Below are 19865 nucleotides of genomic sequence, written 5' to 3'. Positions count from 1 at the left end.
CCGATATAGAACAGCAGCAGGACACCACTGAACAATAGCCGTTGAATGCGTGACAGGGACGCGATACAGATGAAGAAGATGGCGACGATATGGAAATACTCGAAGCCACCCTCGGCGCCGAACTGATATTCCCACCATGCCGCCTTGGCCGACATCGGCACCACCAGCAACAGCAACGCGGAATTCATGTACCCCTTGCGGTGGAACATGATGGCCAGGACGTTGATCAGGACGCCGATGACATTGATCACCACCGGCTGCGGATAAGGCTGCAGGCCCAGCAGAGCGAAGTAGCCCAGCTGGCAGCCGAGCGCACTGATATAGATCCACATGAACAACTGATAAAGCACGAGGTGCCGCTCAGCCAGCCCCGCTGGAGCTGGCCACCGCCACTTCATGTTTACCGTGCGCAAGACACCCTGCCGACTTCCCGCTTTGCGACGGCGATCTGCTTTCGCCATGATTCCTTCCTCATTTACGGCACTTCCCGTGTGCCTCCGCTGCGCGCTACCTGATGATTTTACCTGCCTATTCTATCTCACGCTGCTGTATGAAACGTGACAGCCCTTACCAGTGCGCATCCTTCAAGGCATGCAGCGCAGTCAAGCATGTGACTCACGTGTACCAGGCGCCCTCCCCTGCGAGACTGGCAATCCCATCACAGCGGCGTGGCTCACGTAGCAGGAGCCTGAGCGTGAAGCATCAGCAATCTCGAGGATCAGCAGTCGAAGATTCTCACAAAGTGGGCCTTGTGGGTGACTTGCAGAGTAGTTCAGAGAAGATTTAAGCCCTAGATTCAGTCGTGATGATGACCGGGCTGGAAAAAGTCCGTGACCAGTCAATGGTACTCTTGAGCATGGTAATGCTGACATCTCATCGCCAGCCTGCATGACCTAGACCACCTGGCACTCGGGCCCTCCTCGACGTCTGAGGCAAGAACCGGGCAGACAATCGCCCGCCTTCGTGACACCATCAGCGCCTGGACATGGCAGTAGCCGTCACCCACTTTTCCCCGCCGCTTTAGAGAAGAGAGACTGTAATGGACGCGACCACTCTGACACGCGACTTCCACCTGTGGCAGCGTTTCTCCAAGCAAGACCGCCTGGAACGTGAACATCGTGCTGCCCGCCGCAAGATCGCCGAAGCTGGCACCATGGCGACGCGCATGATCAAGGCCTATGAAAGCATGGCCGCCAAGGGCGTCTCCGAGAATGCATGCTATCGCACCATCTACAAGCAACGCGATGCGCAGGGTGAGATCATGGTGCGCGAAGGCTGGCTCAAGGTGCGTCGTGTGGTCGCGGAAGGCGGCACCACGCGTCTTCGCGGCACGCTGATGACAACGTTCAGCCTGCTCGAGGGTGAGCAGGAACCCGCCGATGCCAGCGTCGAGAAACTCACGCTCGAGGTGTATGACGAAATCGTCGCCGGCACCAAGATGAAGCTGGCCTGCAAGGTGGACCGTTGCGACGCCGATGACCAGACGGACTTCATCACCTTCCTGGATGCCGTACGCGGCGACCTCAAGGAGTGGGTGTGACGCGCCCAGGCGTGAACGCCAGCCCCTGATGAAGGGATGACTCCCTGAATCGGCTCAATGATGCCCACTCGCCTCGTGCAGTGGGCATCATTGCTGTCAGGGGCAAGAAAACTGCTGGCTCATGCCAGTACCGGCCTGCCGGGGCCTTTGTTTCCTAAATGGAATCTATCCATTTCCCATCTCGCACAGATAGCGAAGAATATTGACCCGACAGACCGAAAATCCTGTCACTGTTGCGACAGTAGCAACCTGAGGTTACCCATCGTGCAGGAAACTCCTGGCCCTCGCCTGACTCATAGTACGCAGAACATGCTCGTCATCTGATTACAGGAGTCAGTCCATGAATGCCATTGCACCGTCGGCTTACCATACCCTCGACGTCGAAACGCTCTCTCATGTCACCTCCGCTCGTCTGCCTTTGCAGCCGATCGGCGACATCACCATGGATAGCCCGGCCAGTGAGCTGGTGACGGACTTTGCCGTCACCGCCGGTCGCAGCATTCAGGGCAGCGCCTCCATCGGTCAGGCATTGGCGACCATGAAACAGGCGGGGGTGCGCCTGCTGCTGGTCCACGATCATGATGGCACCTTCACCGGTGTGGTGACCTCGCGTGAGCTGCAGGGTGGCCGAGTCGTGATGCGCGCCATGACCCGCTTCAATGTTCAGCGCGATGAAGTCACTACCGACATGGTGCAGATCCCCCGCGCGGAGCTGCAGGGCATTCCTCTCGCCGTGCTCAAGCGCGCCCGCGTCGGGGACCTGGTCGAGACACTGCGTCAGAGCGGCGAATCCCACCTGCTGGTGACCGAGCAGGGCGACGATGGCAAGCCCTGCGTGCGCGGTCTGGTCGCCGCCTCCCGCGTCGGCAAGGCGTTGGGGCTCGATCTGGAGCACCCGCCGGAAGCACGCAATTTCGCTGATATCTGCCGGGCCGTGCTGGGCAAGTACGAGTGACCCGACAAGGGTAGGCAGTGTCCTCAGTCATCTGGCTGACAGAGGCGTCATGAAGCCGCGTCCTGACAAGATGATTTATCCCCAGACTGGTGCTTGATTCGGGAAAAATGCTCACGAACGGCGTATGATGTGGCTATCAGTGCGAGATATCACTTGGCAGGCAGCATGGAAGCGCCTGTCGGTCAGAGAGATGACTCGGGCTCTGACGGATATACTCAGCCAACGGATGGTGTAGATGAGGATTTCAGCCATGCCATTACGCTCACTGCGTGATCATCTTTTCAAGCAGCGCCACGTCGAGGTGCTCGTCATCAAACAGATTGATGGCGAGCTCGTGCATGTGTGTGGTGCCGGCATCGTGGAAGGCAGCGGCAGCGTCAGTCACAAGCGGCGTGAGCTGCAGCGTGACAACCATGCCTTTCCGGTGCGCATGCATGATGGCAATCAGGTGCTTCAGCCTGACGACTTCAATCGTCTGGTGCTGCTGGAGGAAGTGACTCTGCATCCCCTTGGCTGCCAGCCGAAGGAAGCCATCTCGCTGGAGGTGGCTGGCCATCGCTATCGTGTCGCGCATACCCCCATGCGCTGCTGGCACTTCCGCGGCCACCTCGTGCTGGAGCGCACGCCCCAGGGCATGCTGCTGAGCACTGAGGACATGACCCTGATTCGCGCCAAGGCGAGTCGCCAGCCAGTCTCCAATACGGCACGCGCCAATGCCGAGCGCCTGCAGAAGACGCCCGCATGGCGCAATGTCGCTCCCCGCGGCCACGATGTGCATGCCGACGGCGCCACGACGCGTCAACGCGCGGCAGCACGCAGGATCGACAGCCCGACACGCGAGCTGGAGCTTGAGCCCAAGTACTGAGGGGCACAGGAGCGGCGCATTGAGACAGATGAATTGAGAAAGGCCCATCGAGAAAGGCGCATAGAGACAGAACGCTCGGCAACTGCCGAGCGTTCTGCTGTCCAGGGTCCGGTTGGAGGAAGAACGGTTCGCGGCAAGACAGCTTGAGCATATGCCGGTATTCTCACAGACCTGTCCTCTCGTTCAGGTTTCCTCATGCGCCGAATGCCAGCATCCCTTTTCCTGCTCATCCTGATTCTGGTCGCCCTGAACCTGCGTCCGGCGCTGTCATCCCTGGCGCCCCTGCTGGATCGCATCACCCAGGACCTGGGCCTGAGCACGCTGGCAGCAGGCCTTCTCACCACACTGCCCGTCGTCTGCCTGGGGCTGTTCGCCCCTCTGGCACCGCGCCTGGCCCGCCGCCTGGGGGTAGAGCGCACCCTCAGCCTTGCCCTGGTCACTCTCGGCATCGCCCTGTGGTTGCGGGCCAGTGACATGGCGCTGCTGCTGTATCTCGGCACCCTGTTATGTGGTGGCAGCATCGGCGTCGCCGGCACCCTGCTGCCCGCCATCGTCAAGCGTGAGCATCCTGAGCGAGCCGACCTGTTCACCGGCGTTTACACCATGGCGCTGTGTCTTGGTGCGGCGCTGGCCGCGGGACTCAGCGTGCCACTGGCCAATCTTCTCGACAGCTGGCAAGCCTCATTGGCCTGCTGGGCGCTGCTTGTAGTGATCGCGCTTCCCGCCTGGCGCCTGAGCATGCCCCACCCGTGGCCAGAGAAGATGACCAGCCAACAGCAGGCCACCCCCCGTCTGTGGCACCTGCCGCTGGCCCGTCAGGTCACCTTCTTCATGGGCTGCCAGTCTTCCCTGGCCTATATCGTCTTTGGCTGGCTGCCTTTCCTGCTCCAGCAACGCGGCCTGAGCGATATCGAATCCGGCTGGCTGATGGCCGCCTCGGTGATGGCACAGGTGCTCACCGCCCTGTTGGCCCCCGTGATCGGCCGCATGGGGCGCGACCAGCGCCCCGCCATCCTGCTGCTGTTGTCCTGTACCGCCATCGGCCTGCTGGGACTGATGATCGGGCCGCTGTCACTGCGCTGGCTGTTCGCCGTGCTGCTCGGTTTCGGCCAGGGGGGCAGCTTCTCGATGGCATTGACGCTGCTGGTGCTGCGCACCTCCGATGCACGTCTGGCGGGCGCCCTCTCCGGCATGGCACAAGGCACCGGCTACATGCTGGCCGCCCTCGGGCCACTCGCCGTCGGTATTCTGCTGGAAATCACGGCCGACCTGCGCGTGATCGCGTCGCTGTTCGCGCTGATCCTGCTGAGCGCCGCCATGCTTGGCTTCCAGGTCGGCAGGCGTCGCCGTATCTGCCTGCGCGAGGATGGCAGCACCGAAGTGGTCGACGGCTGACATCTTCTCCCCCCATTAGGTGAGGCAAGGCCCCACCAAGGCATCAATATTATCTGTCAGTCATGTCTGGATGATAGATTTTATCGATACTACTTGTCGTTGAAATTTATATATTCCGAATGTCTCATTTGGATTCCTCTGGTGTCGCTCTACCCTCTGAGTTCTCGTTGTAAAGCAACGAACATTGCGCCCTGCCATGTTCGAACGCCTCGGCAGTGTTCGAACTGCTCGGCAATGATCAACCAGCCAGGCAATGTTCGACCTGCTTCGCAACGAGACCCTCATAACAACAATCTCACACCCAGAGGCACATGCTCATGTCCTTCGAAAGGATTCGATTGTCGTCCCCCGGCTCGGGAGACACCTCATGCTGTCATTGATCGGCGTAGCCATCATCGTCATCGGCCTGGCACTGCGCCTCAATGCGCTGCTGGTGGTGCTGGTGGCAGGTTTCTCCTCCGGCCTGGTGGCCGGCATGTCACCCACTGAAATTCTCGCCGCGCTCGGTCAGGCCTTTACCGACAACCGCGCCGTCTCGCTGTTCATCATCACCCTGCCGGTGATCGGGCTGCTCGAACGCAATGGACTGCGTGATCAGGCCGAACATCTGGTCCAGAAACTGCGGGCCGCCAGCGCCGGGCGCATCTCCTTCAGCTACCTGGTGCTGCGCAAGGCGACCAATGCCTTCGGCCTGCAGCTCGGTGGTCACCCGGCGATGATCCGACCGCTGGTCGCCCCGATGTCAGTCGGCGCCGCCGAACGTGATCTCCCCGAAGAGGCGCTGAGCTCGCCACGCTTCAAGGCCCTGAGCCAACGCATCCGCGTTCTGAATGCCGTCAGCGAGAACTTCGGCAACTTCTTCAGCCAGCTGATCTTCGTGGCTTCCGGCGGGTTGTTGCTGATCAAGAGCGTGCTCGACAAGAGTGGCGCCAGCGTCAGCCTGGCCGACATGGCGCTGTATGCCATTCCCACCGCGCTGGTGTCACTGGTGGTGGTCTTCGTGCTCTGCCGCCGGCTGGACGCGCGCATTCGCCGTGAACAACAGCTGCTGCGCGAGGAATACCCCCAGCCCTCCGGCCAGACCAACGCGACACCAGGCAAGGACACCTTCACCACTTCTGCGACGGAGAGCCACTCATGAACAGTATCGACGCTCTCTACCTGATTACCGGCTTCGCCATCATGGCCTTTGCCGTCCTGACGCTCACCGATCGTGATCATCCGCGCAGACTCGGCACCAGTGCCTTCTGGATGATCTTCGGCATCAGCCTGGCATTTGGACAATGGCTGCCCGATGTCGCGGTCGGACTTGCCATGCTGGCGCTGGCGCTGCTGGCCGCCACCGGCCAGCTCGGGTTCGGCAACTACGGCCAGTTGAGCGATGAGGCGCGTCAGGCGCGCCGCAAGCGCTTGGGGTCGCGCCTGTTCATCCCCGCGCTGGTGATTCCGGTCGGCACCTTCCTTTACACCCTCACGACAGGTCAGAGTGCGCTGGTCGGCCTTGGCGTCGCGACGGTACTGGCCTTTGCCGTGGCGCTGCTGCTGCTGCGCGAGAGCCCGGCGACCGGCATGCAGGAAGGTCGCCGTCTGGCCGATGCCATCGGCTGGGCCGCCATCCTGCCGCAATTCCTGGCCGCCCTTGGCCTGCTGTTCGATCAGGCCGGCGTCGGCCAGACCATCGCCGGGCTGGTCTCGAGCGTGGTGCCGGATACCAGCCTGATCGCCTGCGTGATTGCCTACTGCGTCGGCATGGCCGTGTTCACCATGCTGATGGGCAACGGCTTCGCGGCCTTTGCGGTCATCACCTCCGGCATCGGCTATCCGCTGGTCATCGCGCTGCATGGCGGCAACCCGGCCATCGTCGGCGTGCTGGGCATGCTGTCCGGCTACTGCGGCACTCTGATGACGCCGATGGCCGCCAACTTCAACATCGTGCCGGCCGCCCTGCTGGAACTGGATGACCGCTACCACATCATTCGCGCACAGATACTGCCTGCGCTGGTCATGCTGGCCGCCAATATCAGCCTGATGCTGCTGCTGGCCTTCTGATCTCCCACTCTTACCCGCGCATCGATCACCGCCAGCCGTGACCCGCGGTGATCGATGCCAGCCAAGGAATTTCATCATGCGTCGTCTGCTACTCTGCGGCTTCGAGCCCTTCGGCACGGATAGCGTCAATCCCGCCCTCAAGATCATCGAACAACTGGACGGTCAGACACTGGCCATGCACGACCAGCCCGATGAGCGCTTCGAGATCATCACCTGCCGGGTGCCGGTGACACGCTACGCCGCGATTGACAGCGTCATCGAGGCCATCGGCCAGCACGCCCCTGACACCGTGATCATGCTCGGCCAGGCCAGCGGTCGCAGCGCCATCACGCCGGAGCGTGTCGCCATCAACCTGGATGACTATCGCATCAAGGACAACGGCGGCCACCAGCCGGTGGATGAGCCCATCGAGGCCGACGGCCCGGATGGCTGTTTCACCACCTTGCCGATCAAGGCGATGGTCAACGACCTCCAGGCGGCAGGCCTTCCCGCCAGCGTCTCCTACACGGCAGGCACCTTCGTCTGCAACCACCTGTTCTATGGGGTGCAGCGTCATCTGGCGGATAGCCCCATCCGCTCCGGCTTCGTGCATATCCCGGCGCTGCCCGAGCAGAGTGTCGATGGCCGCCTGCCGACCATGAGTCTTGAAAGCATGCTCGAAGGCGTACGGGTGATGTGCATCAGCGCCATGTCCCATCAGAAGGATGCGCGCATCGGCGGTGGCAATATCAGCTGAGCGCCCCCATCGCGTCGCGGCTGAACGCCCGACGCCGACAGCTCCCCTGCAAGCCGGCATGCGTTACAATGCCGGCTTTCCCATTTCTGGCAGGTGGACACGATGACTCCCGAGACGCACATCCTGGTACTGTATACCGGCGGCACGCTGGGCATGGTGGAAAGTGAACAAGGACTGGTACCTGCCGGTGACTTCGATGCACGTCTGCGCGCAGCACTGGAACAACTGCCCCCCAGCCGTCGTGGCCGTCTGCCCGCCTTCACCCTGCGCGAGTTTCCGCAGCTGATCGACTCCTCCTCCGCGACACCGGCGGACTGGCACACCATCGCCAGCCAGATCGCGGACGCCTACGACAGCTTCGATGGCTTCGTCGTCCTGCAGGGCACCGACACCCTGGCCTGGACGGCCTCCAGCCTCGCCTTCCAGCTCAAGGGCACCGCGCGCCCGGTGATCGTCAGTGGCGCACAGTTGCCGCTGGAAGCCGAGCACAGTGACGCGCTGGGCAATGTCGAACTGGCACTCACCGCCGCCGCCCAGCCGACCCTCAATGAAGTCGTGGTCGCCTTCGGCGGACAGTTGCTGCGTGGCGTGTGCACCCGCAAGTGGTACACCCAGGACCACCGCGGCTTCACCACGCCCAATGCGCCGCTGCTGGGCGAATGGGTCGATGACCGCGTCGTGCTCTACCCCGGCCGCCTGATGGATGATCAAGGCCCCGCCTTCGAGCTGCCCGACTATGCCCGCCTCGGCAAGGACAGCATCATTCGCCTGCCGCTCTACCCCGGCATCAGCGCCGAGAGCGTGCGTGTGCAGTTGATGCGCCCCGAGGTCAAGGGCGCCGTGCTGGAGCTGTGGGGCAGCGGCAATCTGCCGGAAGACGGCGAGCTTTTGGGGGTATTGGCCGATGCGCGTGGCGAAGGCAAGCTGCTGGCCGGTATCAGCCAATGTCCGCACGGGCCGGTCACCATCGGCCACTATGCGGCCGGCGCAGGCCTGGCCACTGTCGGCGTGCTGTCAGGCGACGACATGACGCTGGAAGCGGCCTTCACCAAACTGCTGCATCTGGTGGCGCTCGATCAGGATGAGGACTGGCAGCGGGAACGCTTCCTGATGCCCTTGGTAGGTGAGCGCGCCAGCGGCCTGCTGTGAGTCCTGGCGACCCCGCGTGTCGCTGAACTCTTATCGCTGAGCTCTAGCCTCTGAACTCTAGCCTCTGAACTCTAGCCGCTGAGCGCTGAATTCTGGTCGCTGATCAGCGCGCAAACCAGCCTTCAGCGTTGACCGATAGATAACAGAAAGCCCCCGTCAGGCGTACCTGACGGGGGCTTTCCAGTTTCGCTGATAGGCCTTGGCTAATCCTTCACGCCAAGGCGCAAATCAACAGGGCCAGCTGGATCAACTGGATCAACCGGTGTTGCGCAGACCGGCCGAGATACCGGCCATGGTCACCATCAGTGCGCGTGACAGCTCGGCGGAGATGGCGCCATCAGCGTCGCGGTTACGCTGCAGCAGCTCGGCCTGCAGACCATGCAGCGGGTCGATGTAGGGGTTGCGCACATCGATGGCCTGACGGATCAGCGGCATATGCTCAAGCAGTGCCTGTTGATCGCGGATCTCCAGCACCACCTTCTCCAGACGCTCGAGACGATCTCGCAGCGATTGCCCCAGCGCCTTCAGGGCCGGCTCATCGACCAGACGCTGCTCGTAGTAGGCCGCCGTCGAGAGGTCGGCCTTGGAGAGCAGCATCTCCAGCATGTCGACGTAGGTGGAGAAGAACGGCCAGTCGTTCATCATCTCGCGCAGCACTTCCAGGCCGCCCTCTTCCTGCATGCGCGTGGCGAAGGCCTCGCCACTGCCCAGCCAGGCGGGCAGCATCAGACGAATCTGGGTCCAGGCGAAGATCCACGGGATCGCACGCAGCGTCTCGACGCCACCATCCTGACGCCGCTTGGCGGGGCGTGAGCCCAGCGGCAGACGTGCCAGTGCGGTTTCCGGTGTTACCGAGCGGAAGTACGGCACGAAGTTCGGGTCTTCACGCACCACGCCGACATAGGCCTTGTGCGCGATACCGGCCAGGCGATCCATCTCGTCTCGCCATTGCTGCTTGGGCGCCGGCGGCGGCAGCATGCTGGCTTCCAGCACCGCGCAGACATAGATCTCCATCGAGCGACTGGCGATGTCGGGCAGACCGAACTTGAAGCGAATCATCTCGCCCTGCTCGGTGACGCGCAGCGAGCCGGTCACCGAGCCCGGTGGCTGGGACAGGATCGCCGCATGCGCCGGGCCGCCGCCACGACCGACCGTACCACCACGGCCGTGGAACAGGGTCAGTTCGACGCCGTGGCGCTTGGTGACTTCCACCAGCGTTTCCTGAGCGCGGTACTGTGCCCAGGCAGCCGCCAGCTGGCCAGCGTCCTTGGCGGAGTCGGAGTAACCGATCATCACTTCCTGACGATCACCGGCCTGCTCGCGATAGATCGGCATGCCCAGCAGCGTGTCGATGACCGGGCCTGAGCGGTCCAGATCATCCAGCGTCTCGAACAACGGCGCGATCGGCAGGCGCACATCACCGCCGATCTCCTTCATCAACAGTGCCACCGCCAGCACATCGGAGGCCTGACCGGCCATCGAGATGATGTAGGTGCCCAGCGCCTCGCGATGCTCGCGCGCGATGACCTTGAAGGTATCCAGCACCTCGCGCGTGTCGGTGGAGCATTCCCAATGGCGCGGGATCAGCGGGCGACGGCCAGCCAACTCCTTGGTGAGGAAGTCACAGCGCTGCTGCTCGTCCCACTCGAAATAGCTGCCCAGCCCCAGCGTCTGACTCAGTTCATCGAAGACCTGTGCGTGGCGCGTACTTTCCTGGCGGATATCGAGCTTGGTCAGGGTGACACCGAAGCAGGCCACGCGACGCAGGGTGTCGAGCAGTGCGCCGTTGGCGATGGTGTCCAGTCCCACATCGCACAACGAGCGGTAGCAGGCCAGCAGCGGCGTATACAGCTGCTCGCGGGTCTCGATGATATCGACGCCTTCGTGGCGCTTGCCGTCCAGGCCCGCCTTGGCCCAGTCACGCGTGCTTTCCATGCGCAGGATCAGGCGACGCAGGATCTCGCGATAGGGTTCAGCCACATCACCGGCCTCGGCACGCAGGGCGGCCGTGCACTTCCACATCGACAGCTCCGACTTGAGCTGTTCGAGATCGCGAAGGTAAAGGTCCGCCGCCATCCAGCGTCCCAGCAGCAGCACGGTCCGCGTCACGCTGGCGGTGACATTGGGGTTGCCGTCGCGGTCACCACCCATCCAGGAGGCGAAGCAGATCGGTGCGGCGTCCAGCGGCAGGCGCTCGCCGGCGGCGTCCAGCGTCATCTCGTCAAGCTGACGGTGGAAGTCCGGCACCGCTTGCCACAGCGAGTTCTCGATGGTGGCAAAGCCCCACTTGGCCTCATCCACCGGCGTCGGACGCTCGTGGCGGATCTCGTCGGTGTGCCAGGCCTGACTGATCAGCTCGGTCAGGCGTGCACGCGCGAGGGTCGCCTGTTCCGGGCGATCACAGGCGCCTTCCATCTGGGTCAGGCAGCCCTCGATGGCATCGTATTTCTGGATCAGGGTGCGGCGGATGACTTCCGTCGGGTGCGCCGTCAGCACCAGCTCGACACGCATCGCCGAGAGCTCCTCGACGATCTTCTGCGCGCTGAAGCCACGCTCGCGAATGCGCGTGATCAGCTCGCCGAGGTCCGGCTGGCTGCCGGGACGATAATCCTCGACGCGCTTGAAGCGGCCACGGTAGTGCTGCTCGGCGATGTTGGAAAGATTCAGAAACTGGTTGAACGCCCGAGTGACCGGCAGCAGATCACCATCCGGCAGATCACGCAGATAGTCGATCAGCTCATGACGGGCGGCCTGATCGCCCTGCTGGCCCTGTTTGGCCAGGGCGCGGATGCGCTCGATGCGTGCGACGAAGTCATCGCCGAGGTCGGCCGCGATGGTCTGGCCGAGGTTGTCACCGAGAATACGCACGTTATCGCGCAACGATTCATGCAAGTCGTGACTCATGAAACCCTCCTTGGGAGTGACGGTGCTGCCGCGGTCATCTTCCCCTGTCACCAGGGGCACACAGTCAGATAGCTGACAACAGATTCCCTCATTGCGCAAAGACACCTGATGACAACCGGCTGAGGGAAGACACCGGTCTGTCGCTGGTGAAGACACTGGCGCGAAACGGAAAGACCCGCGGCGCAGCAGACCGGAAAGCAGGACAAGACTCGCGTCCTGATCGCTTCCCCTCAGCATACGACCGCGGGCCTCGGCTCCACAATCCGACTATCGCGTAAACTTACTACATTTTTCCAAATGCCCTTTTCCCAATACCCTGCGACGACGCCCTATCACCGAACCAGCGGCGTCACCGGACGCGCTGCTGACGCCGCACCCTCGCCCTGTCGCGCCTGCTCAGCCACACGCTCCCGGCGCTTGGCCTCATCCCAATGCGCATCCATCTCGGCAAGCGACGCCTCATCCAGCGTGCGCCCTTGCCCTGCGATCGCGGCTTCCACATGGCGGAAGCGTGATTCGAAGCGCGCATTGGTGGCGCGCAGCATCTGCTCCGGGTCCGCCTTGAGGGTGCGCGCGAGATTGACCACCGCGAACAGCAGATCCCCGACCTCCTCGCGCGCATGGGCCGTATCACCCTCGGCCAGAGCTTCCTCGACTTCGCCGAGCTCCTCACGAATCTTGGCCAGCACGCCACTCGTGTCAGGCCAGTCAAAGCCCGAACGCGCGGCCTTCTTCGAGAGCTTGGCCGCCCGCGTCAGCGCCGGCAGGCCAATTGGCACGCCATCCAGCACGCTGTCGCCGGCAGTCTGGCTGGCAGGCGCGTCAGCGAACTCCTGCTGCTTGAGCGACTCCCACTGGGCGTTGAGCGAGCCTTCGTCGACCTCATGAGTGGCGATGCCCTCCCGGCGCGATGCGAGGGTGCCATCCGGGAAGACATGCGGATGGCGGTGCAGCATCTTCTCGGTCAGCACATGGATCACGTCGTGGAAATCGAAGCGTTGCTGCTCACTGGCGATCTGGGCGTAGAAGACGCCCTGAAACAGCAGGTCACCCAGTTCCGCCGGCAGCTCCTCGAGCACGCTGGCATCGGCTGCGGCGCGCTCGATGACATCGGCGACCTCATAGGCCTCCTCCAGGGTGTGCGGCACCAGGCTCGCGTAATCCTGGCGGCTGTCCCACGGGCAGCCGTACTGCGGGTCACGCAGCACGGCCATCAGGGTCAGCAGGTCATCGAGGGTGTAGCGCGTATCGACTGGCGTGGCCGTCTCTTCGCCAGGTTCCCGACTTTCACCAGACTCCAGCCTCATGCCTTGTCGCCCCCGACCCGCAGGCGCTTGACGTCGATGATGTTGGGCAGCTGCTGGATGCGGGCGAACACGCGCCCCAGCACATCGAGATTCTCGACTTCCAGCGTGATCTTGAGCGTGGCGATGTTGTCGAGCTGATCGGTGCGCGTGTTCACCGACAGCACATTGACCTTGTCGCCGCTCAGCACATTGGTGACATCGCGCAGCAGACCGGAGCGGTCCCAGGCCTGGATCTCGATATCGACCGGATACTGATTGCGCGAGCGCTGACCCCAGTCGACATCGACGATGCGACGCGGCTCGTCCGAGCGCAGCTGGATCAGGTTCGGGCAGTCCTGACGGTGCACGGTCACGCCGCGCCCCTGGGTGATGAAACCGGCGATCTGATCGCCCGGCACCGGGTGACAGCAGTTGGCCATGGTGGTCTTCAGATTGCCGACCCCCAGCACCATGACGGCGTCGGGCTTTTCCTTGCCCTGCGGCTTGCGCTGGCGCAGCAGACGCTCGAGCTGCTCCTGATCATCGGTGTCGCCGAACAGCTGCTGGGCCTGATGCAGCACCTGGCCGACGCGCAGATCGCCCGCGCCGATGGCGGCGTACATGTCATCACGCGTCGGGTAATTGACGGCGTTGGCCAGCTTGTCACGGTCGAGATTCTCCAGCGCCAGCCGCGAGAATTCCTTCTCGAGCAGCGCCTTGCCCTCATCGACGTTCTGGTCGCGTGCCTGCAGCTTGAACCAGGTCTGGATCTTGGCGCGGGCCCGCGAGGTGCGTACATAGCCCAGATTCGGGTTGAGCCAGTCGCGGCTCGGGCCGCCCTTGGTGGCGGTCAGGATCTCGACCTGCTGGCCGGTCTTGAGCTTGTAGGTCAGCGGCACGATGCGCCCGTCGACCTTGGCACCCCGGCAGCGATGGCCGACCTCGGTGTGCACGCGGTAGGCGAAGTCGATCGGCGTGGCGATCTTGGGCAGGTCGATGACATGCCCCTCCGGCGTGAAGACGTAGATGCGGTCCGGCGCGACATCGGAGCTCAGCCCCTGACGGATCGCCTCTTGGCCGCCGTTCTCGCCGACTTCGTCCTGCCATTCGAGCACCTGACGCAACCAGGCGATCTTGTCCTCGTAGCTGCGGCTCTTGTGGCCGACATCGTGGCCCTTGTAACGCCAGTGGGCACACACGCCCAGCTCCGCCTCCTCGTGCATGTCGAAGGTACGGATCTGGATCTCGATGACCTTGTTGCTCGGCCCCACCACCGCAGTGTGCAGTGACTGGTAGCCATTCTTCTTGGGGTTGGCGATGTAGTCGTCAAACTCATGCGGCACGTGGTGCCAGCGCGAGTGGACGATCCCCAGCGCCGTGTAGCAATCGCTGACGGTGCCGACCAGAATCCGTACCGCGCGCACGTCATACACCTGGGAGAAGGCGATGCGCTTGATCTTCATCTTCCGCCAGATGGAGTAGATGTGCTTGGCACGGCCCGCGACATCGAAGTGCTTGATGCCCTGCTCGCTCATCAGAGTGCGCATCTCGACCAGCAGGTCGGCGATGTAGTGCTCACGCTCCAGGCGCTTCTCGGACAGCTGCTTGGCGATGGTCTTGTATTCATCTTCCTCGCGGTAGCGGAAGGACAGGTCCTCCAGCTCCCACTTGAGCTGACCGATGCCCAGGCGGTGCGCCAGCGGCCCGTAGATATCGAAGACTTCGCTGGCCACGCGCATGCGCTTCTCGCGCGGGGCATCCTTGACGTGACGCAGGGCGACGGTACGTTCGGCGATCTTGATCAGCGCGATGCGCACGTCATCGATCATCGACACCAGCATCTTGCGCAGATTGTCCTGCTGGTCATGCTGCGCCATGCCATGGCTCGGCGCCTGCAGCTGACTGATGGCGGCCATGTTGAGCACGCCATCGATCAGGCGGGCCACTTCCTTGCCGAAATGCTTCTCGATGGCCTCAAGCCCCAGATGCCCTTCACGTACCGCGCGATAGAGCACGGCCGCGACCAGCGCCGGCTGATCGAGCTTGAGTTCCGACAGGATGTCGGCCATCTCGAGACTGAAACGGAAACTGCGCAGCGGCTCGCGCCACGGCTTGTCACCGCGGGCGTCCGCCTCGCGCGCCACCTTGAGCGCCACTTCACAGGCCTGCACCATGACCTCGGCATTCACCGACGGGACTTCCTCGCGCAGTCGCGCGACCCACACCGGGATGTCCACACCACCGCTATCGGTCAGCGGCTGATCTTCGCGCACCTTGACCATGACCCTATGTCCTTGAATATCTTGCCATCTTGATGACAGTGCCCGAGGGCACCGCCTCAGTCTTCCGCCCGCTCCAGCAGCAACATCGACTCCAGATGTGCCGTGTGAACGAACATGTCCGCCATCAGGGCACGCGTGACGCGATAACCGGCGTCCTGCAACAGCCGTGCATCACGCATCAACGTGGTCGGGTCACAGGCGATGTACAGCACACGCTGCGGCACTCGGCTGACCCTCCCAGCATGCAGATCACGTGCCAGCTCCTCGCAGAGAGGCTGAGCGCCATCACGCGGCGGGTCTAGTACCAGAAGGTCGATACCCTCGAGTGACGGCAGGGCCTTGCTCAGGTCCGCTCGACGTGCACTCACCTGCGCCAGTCCGTTGGCTTCGGCATTGACCCTCAGCTGATCGACCATGCCCTGACTGCCCTCGATGCCCGTCACCTCACTGGCGCCGGCCGCGGCAGCCGCCAGGGTCAGGTTGCCGACACCGGCGTAGAGGTCCATCACCTTGAGGCCACTGACGTCGCCCAGCCATTCGAAGGCGGTGTCGATCAGGCGCTGATTGAGCGCCGCATTGACCTGCACGAAGTCGCCCGGCGAGAAGGCAAGACGCAGCGTCGTTGCGCCGATATTCAGCGAATACGCGGCGTTCGGCGTGCCCGACAGCCACTCCAGCACCACCGGATCACGTCCGACCCGCCAGCCGACCACCAGGCCGTGCTGCTCGGCGAAGGCCTGCCAGCGCTGCGCATCACGCGGCACCGCCTTGAGCTGGCGCACCACCACGATGACCTGCCCTTCGGCAGCGGTCAGCTCCAGATGGCCCAGACGCTTGGGCGCCTCGAGGCTTTCGATCAGCTCACGCAGCGGCGCGAGCAGGCGGTCCAGCTCCGGCACCAGCACGCTGCAGGTGGTGATATCGACCAGCTGGTTGCTGCCGCGTCCCCGGAAGCCGAACTGCAACTCACCGGCATCGGTCACGCGTACGCCGATACGCGCGCGACGGCGATAACGGCTTTCATCTTCGCCCAGCGGCTGAATCTCGGGCAGCGTCACGCCATTGCGTGTCGCATGTTCGCCCAGCACCTGCACCTTATGAGTGCGTTGTGCATCCAGCGCCATATGCTGCAGATCACAGCCGCCACAGCTGCCGAAATAGGCACAGGGCGGCGTCACGCGACTGTCAGCCGCGTTGTCACGTGCACGCACATGCGCCTCATTGAAGCGCTTGTGGGTGCGGTGGATGGCCAGCGTCACGCGCTCGCCGGGCAGGGCCTGATCGATGAACTGGGTCTTGCCGCTCTCGTCATGGGCGATGCCGCGCCCGTCATGGGCCAGGCGGTCGACCGTCAGCCACTGGCTGTCGGCGTCGCTGGCATTGCGGGTGCCTCGACTGGCCACTTCCTTCTCGCGACGGGTCGGCTTGCGCGCCGGTCGCTTCTGTCCGAGCAGCGCCATCAGGAACGCTCCCCTGCGACGGCTTCATTGTGGGGCGTGTCCTGCTGAGTCATGTCGTCGTCCTGGGTATAGAGGCCTGTCGAGAGATAGCGGTCTCCCCGGTCACAGACGATGAACACGATGACCGCATTCTCGACCTGCTCGGCGAGCTTGAGCGCACCCGCCAGCGCACCACCGGAGGAGACACCGGCCAGAATGCCTTCTTCGCGCGCCAGGCGACGCATGCAGACTTCGGCTTCGTGCTGACCGATATCCAGCGTGCGGTCGATGCGTGAGGCATCGAAGATCCGCGGCAGATATTCGGCAGGCCAGCGGCGGATACCCGCGATGCTGGCACCTTCGGCAGGCTGCAGGCCGACGATCTCGATGGCCGGATTCTGCTCCTTCAGATAGCGCGAGGTGCCCATGATGGTGCCGGTGGTGCCCATCGAGGACACGAAGTGCGTGATGCGTCCGTGGGTCTGCTGCCAGAGTTCCGGCCCGGTGGTGCGGTAATGCGACAGCGGATTGTCCTGGTTGGCGAACTGATCCAGCGCCTTGCCCTCGCCACGCGCGATCATCCCCTCGGCCAGGTCCCGTGCGTGCTCCATGCCATCGGCTTCGATCAGCGTGGCCCCGTAGGCGCCCATCGCCTGCTTGCGCTCGCTGGAGGCACTGGCCGGCATCACCAGCACCATGCGGTAGCCCTTGATGGCCGCCGTCATGGCCAGCGCGATACCGGTATTGCCGGAGGTCGCTTCGATCAGGGTATCGCCGGGAGAGATCTCGCCGCGCGCTTCCGCCTCCTGGAACATGGAAAGCGCCGGACGATCCTTGACCGAACCGGCGGGGTTGTGACCCTCCAGCTTGGCCAGCAGCACATTGTTGCGGCCTGCGGTGATGCGCGTCAGGCGCACCAGCGGCGTGTTGCCGACGACATCTGCAAGGCTGGGATAATCGGACGCGCCAGGGTTGGCGTCACCGGGGGTTTCGCTGAGATGAGACATGAGAGGCAGACTCCAGAGACGCCGCGCCCGGACAGCCGAATGACAGCGGTCAGGCGCTGGCATCGCGACCAAGGACGAACGGGGGGCCGCGTCGGGGTGTAGATGATGCGCGCAGTATATCGCTCCCGCCCAGCCCTGTCAGGGCGCTCGCCATCGCTTCGCTCAAGAGCGCGAGGTATGCTTGCCGCTGATGCTCGTTCGCCCTTTGACGATGGATTGCCATGCTGCTTCGTACCCGATTCCAGCTTGCCCTCTTGCTGCTGCCCCTCGCCACCAGCCTGATGTTCAGCCTGTATGCGGTGGACCGCGAGATCAGCGGTGAGCGCCTGGCCATGATGGAGCGCCTGCAGGCCAGCATGCAGGCCATCATGCCGGGCATGGCCAACGCCGCCCTCGCCGCTGACGACCAGCGCCTGCACGAGCAGGCCCAGATGCTGATCGACCAGCGCGACGTGCGCGCCCTGACGCTGCGCACCGCCAACGGCGGCGCCCTGTTGCATCTCGGCCCCAGCCAGCGCCCGGAAACCAGCACGCTGGTCGAGAGCCAGGCCTACCCATCGGACCCGGACTCGCTGGTGATGGTGATGCCGGTCATCGACCCGTGGCGCGAGACGCAGCGCGGCGAGCAGATGTCGTGGCTGGTACTTGAGGCCTCCGACACCCGTCTGGTGCTGCATCGCTACCAGCTGCTGGTCGGCTACGGGCTGGCCAATCTGGTCTTCGGGCTGGCGCTGCTGCTGCTGGCCTTCCATGGCTCGCGCCGCATGCTGCAGCCGCTGCATGAGCTGGGCGAGGCCCTCACCTGTCTGGCGCGCGGCGAGACACACCGCCAGCTGCCGGTGGCAGGCAATGACGATCTCAGCGAGCTGGCCGAGAACTACAACCGCAGCGTCGAGCAGCTCAAGCGCGCCCGCGAGGACATGCAGGACCAGATCGAACAGACCACCCAGGACCTGCACGAGTCGATGGAAACCGTCGAGATCAAGAACATCGAGCTCGACATGGCGCGCCGCAAGGCGCTGGAAGCCAACCGCATCAAGTCGGAATTCCTGGCCAACATGAGCCATGAGATCCGCACCCCGCTCAACGGCATCATCGGCTTCAGCAACCTGCTGGGGCGCAGTGATCTGGACAACCGCCAGCGCGACTGGCTGGGCCACATGCAGAATGCCTCCTCGAGCCTGATGTCATTGATCAATGACATTCTCGACTTCTCCAAGATCGAAGCCGGCAAGCTCGAACTCGAGAAGGTGCAGATGGACATCGAGCCGCTGATCGAGGAAGTGCTCGCCATGCATGCCCCGGAGGCCCATCGCAAGCATCTGCATCTGCTCGGGCTTGTCTATGACGACGTGCCGCAGCGCTTCGAGGGCGACCCGCTGCGCATCAAGCAGGTGGTGACGAATCTGGTCGCCAATGCCGTCAAGTTCACCGAGCGCGGCGAAGTCATCGTGCGCGTGATGGTGGATGACCTCTCCGGCAGCAACACCCGCCTCAAGATCGCGGTGGCAGACACCGGCATCGGCATGGACAGCGCCCAGCGCAATCGCCTGTTCCAGGCCTTCTCGCAGGGAGACCCGTCACGGGCACGCCAGTTCGGCGGCACCGGCCTTGGGCTGATGATCTCCAAGCGACTGGTCGAGCAGATGGGCGGCGAGATCCAGGTCGACAGCCTGCCCGGCCACGGCTCCACCTTCCTGTTCAGCGTGCCGGTGGCGGTCAGCAGCATCGAGGAGCGCCCGCGCGAAGTCGTGTTCGATCATCAACGCATCTGCCTGATCGAGCCGCACTCGGCCACCCGTCGCGCCCTGAGTTACCTGCTGACCCGCTGGTCACTGACGCTGGTCGGCATCGAAGAGCAGCCGGACCTGGTGGTGGTCGCGCTGGAGAGCCGCGACCTCAAACGGCTGGATGAATGGGGCGCGCGCCTCAAGCACCTGCCGTGTCGCGTGCTGGGCCTGCTGAACGCGCCCCTGCCCGCCGACGCCGAGAACCTGCAGCAGTACGGCATCGACGAGGTGGTCAGCAAGCCGGTCACACGCCTGCAGATGCGCCACAAGCTGGCCAATCTGCTGCATTCACCTCACCGCGACCCGACTCAGGCGCCGCGCAGCGCCTCCTTCACCTCGTTCGAGCCGGCCACACGCGAGCAGGACGCAAGCACGGCACCAGCCGCCAAGCCCACCGCCACGTCTGATGCGAGCGCCACGCCTGTCAAGACGCCACCGGCCGGCCCGCGGCCTGAGCTCACCGCCCAG

General features: G+C 63.8%; 15 protein-coding genes. 9 read left to right on the top strand and 6 right to left on the bottom strand.

Going from position 1 to position 19865, the window contains the following annotated elements; all coding sequences use genetic code 11:
• A partial coding sequence (locus AC4FAH_RS07380) for a hypothetical protein (protein ID WP_490245827.1) occupies positions 1 to 332 on the bottom strand: 332 nt, incomplete at its 3' end.
• Between the two features lie 707 nt (positions 333 to 1039).
• Between AC4FAH_RS07380 and AC4FAH_RS07375 the strand changes: the two genes are divergently transcribed.
• The 8 genes from AC4FAH_RS07375 (at position 1040) to AC4FAH_RS07340 (ending at position 8689) form a co-directional block, all read left to right on the top strand.
• Entirely contained in the window at positions 1040 to 1540 is a 501-nt protein-coding gene (locus AC4FAH_RS07375) for a hypothetical protein (RefSeq protein WP_153635292.1), read from the top strand.
• A gap of 340 nt (positions 1541 to 1880) precedes the next feature.
• Entirely contained in the window at positions 1881 to 2495 is a 615-nt protein-coding gene (locus AC4FAH_RS07370) for a CBS domain-containing protein (RefSeq protein ID WP_153635291.1), read from the top strand.
• Positions 2496 to 2745: 250 nt separating this feature from the next.
• Positions 2746 to 3360, top strand: coding sequence for a hypothetical protein (locus AC4FAH_RS07365; RefSeq protein ID WP_225347719.1), 615 nt, complete (start codon positions 2746 to 2748; stop codon positions 3358 to 3360).
• Positions 3361 to 3564: 204 nt separating this feature from the next.
• Positions 3565 to 4755, top strand: a complete 1191-nt coding sequence (locus AC4FAH_RS07360) for an MFS transporter (protein ID WP_054554976.1) — start codon at positions 3565 to 3567, stop codon at positions 4753 to 4755.
• A 367-nt stretch (positions 4756 to 5122) separates the two neighbouring features.
• On the top strand, positions 5123 to 5896 hold the full coding sequence (locus tag AC4FAH_RS07355; RefSeq protein WP_064503231.1) for a DUF969 domain-containing protein: 774 nt from the start codon (positions 5123 to 5125) through the stop codon (positions 5894 to 5896).
• Complete coding sequence (locus AC4FAH_RS07350) at positions 5893 to 6804, top strand: DUF979 domain-containing protein (RefSeq protein ID WP_153635287.1); 912 nt, start codon at positions 5893 to 5895, stop codon at positions 6802 to 6804. The genes AC4FAH_RS07355 and AC4FAH_RS07350 overlap by 4 nt, the downstream gene beginning before the upstream one ends.
• A 76-nt stretch (positions 6805 to 6880) precedes the next feature.
• Positions 6881 to 7540, top strand: coding sequence for a pyroglutamyl-peptidase I (gene pcp / locus AC4FAH_RS07345; RefSeq protein ID WP_490245826.1), 660 nt, complete (start codon positions 6881 to 6883; stop codon positions 7538 to 7540).
• A 102-nt stretch (positions 7541 to 7642) separates the two neighbouring features.
• Positions 7643 to 8689 (top strand): asparaginase, encoded by a 1047-nt coding sequence (locus AC4FAH_RS07340; RefSeq protein WP_153635285.1) that lies wholly within the window; start codon positions 7643 to 7645, stop codon positions 8687 to 8689.
• Positions 8690 to 8944: 255 nt separating this feature from the next.
• On the opposite strand, the gene ppc is transcribed toward AC4FAH_RS07340, so the two are convergent.
• The 5 genes from ppc to cysM all read right to left on the bottom strand — a co-directional run bounded on the left by ppc (position 8945) and on the right by cysM (position 17607).
• Positions 8945 to 11593 (bottom strand): phosphoenolpyruvate carboxylase, encoded by a 2649-nt coding sequence (gene ppc / locus AC4FAH_RS07335; protein WP_043331859.1) that lies wholly within the window; start codon positions 11591 to 11593, stop codon positions 8945 to 8947.
• Positions 11594 to 11925: 332 nt separating this feature from the next.
• Positions 11926 to 12900, bottom strand: coding sequence for a nucleoside triphosphate pyrophosphohydrolase (mazG, locus tag AC4FAH_RS07330; protein WP_490245825.1), 975 nt, complete (start codon positions 12898 to 12900; stop codon positions 11926 to 11928).
• Complete coding sequence (gene relA / locus AC4FAH_RS07325) at positions 12897 to 15161, bottom strand: GTP diphosphokinase (protein ID WP_043331860.1); 2265 nt, start codon at positions 15159 to 15161, stop codon at positions 12897 to 12899. Before relA ends, mazG begins: the two co-directional genes overlap by 4 nt.
• Positions 15162 to 15217: 56 nt before the next feature.
• Complete coding sequence (locus AC4FAH_RS07320; RefSeq protein ID WP_216059792.1) at positions 15218 to 16621, bottom strand: RsmD family RNA methyltransferase; 1404 nt, start codon at positions 16619 to 16621, stop codon at positions 15218 to 15220.
• Complete coding sequence (gene cysM, locus AC4FAH_RS07315; protein WP_153635282.1) at positions 16621 to 17607, bottom strand: cysteine synthase CysM; 987 nt, start codon at positions 17605 to 17607, stop codon at positions 16621 to 16623. Before cysM ends, AC4FAH_RS07320 begins: the two co-directional genes overlap by 1 nt.
• 221 nt (positions 17608 to 17828) lie before the next feature.
• Here cysM and AC4FAH_RS07310 point away from each other — a divergent pair.
• A partial coding sequence (locus AC4FAH_RS07310; RefSeq protein ID WP_490245824.1) for an ATP-binding protein occupies positions 17829 to 19865 on the top strand: 2037 nt, incomplete at its 3' end.

This window comes from Cobetia sp. (assembly GCF_983723665.1).
Note: the sequence above shows the minus strand (reverse complement) of the source record. Positions and strands in the feature narration are given on the sequence as shown.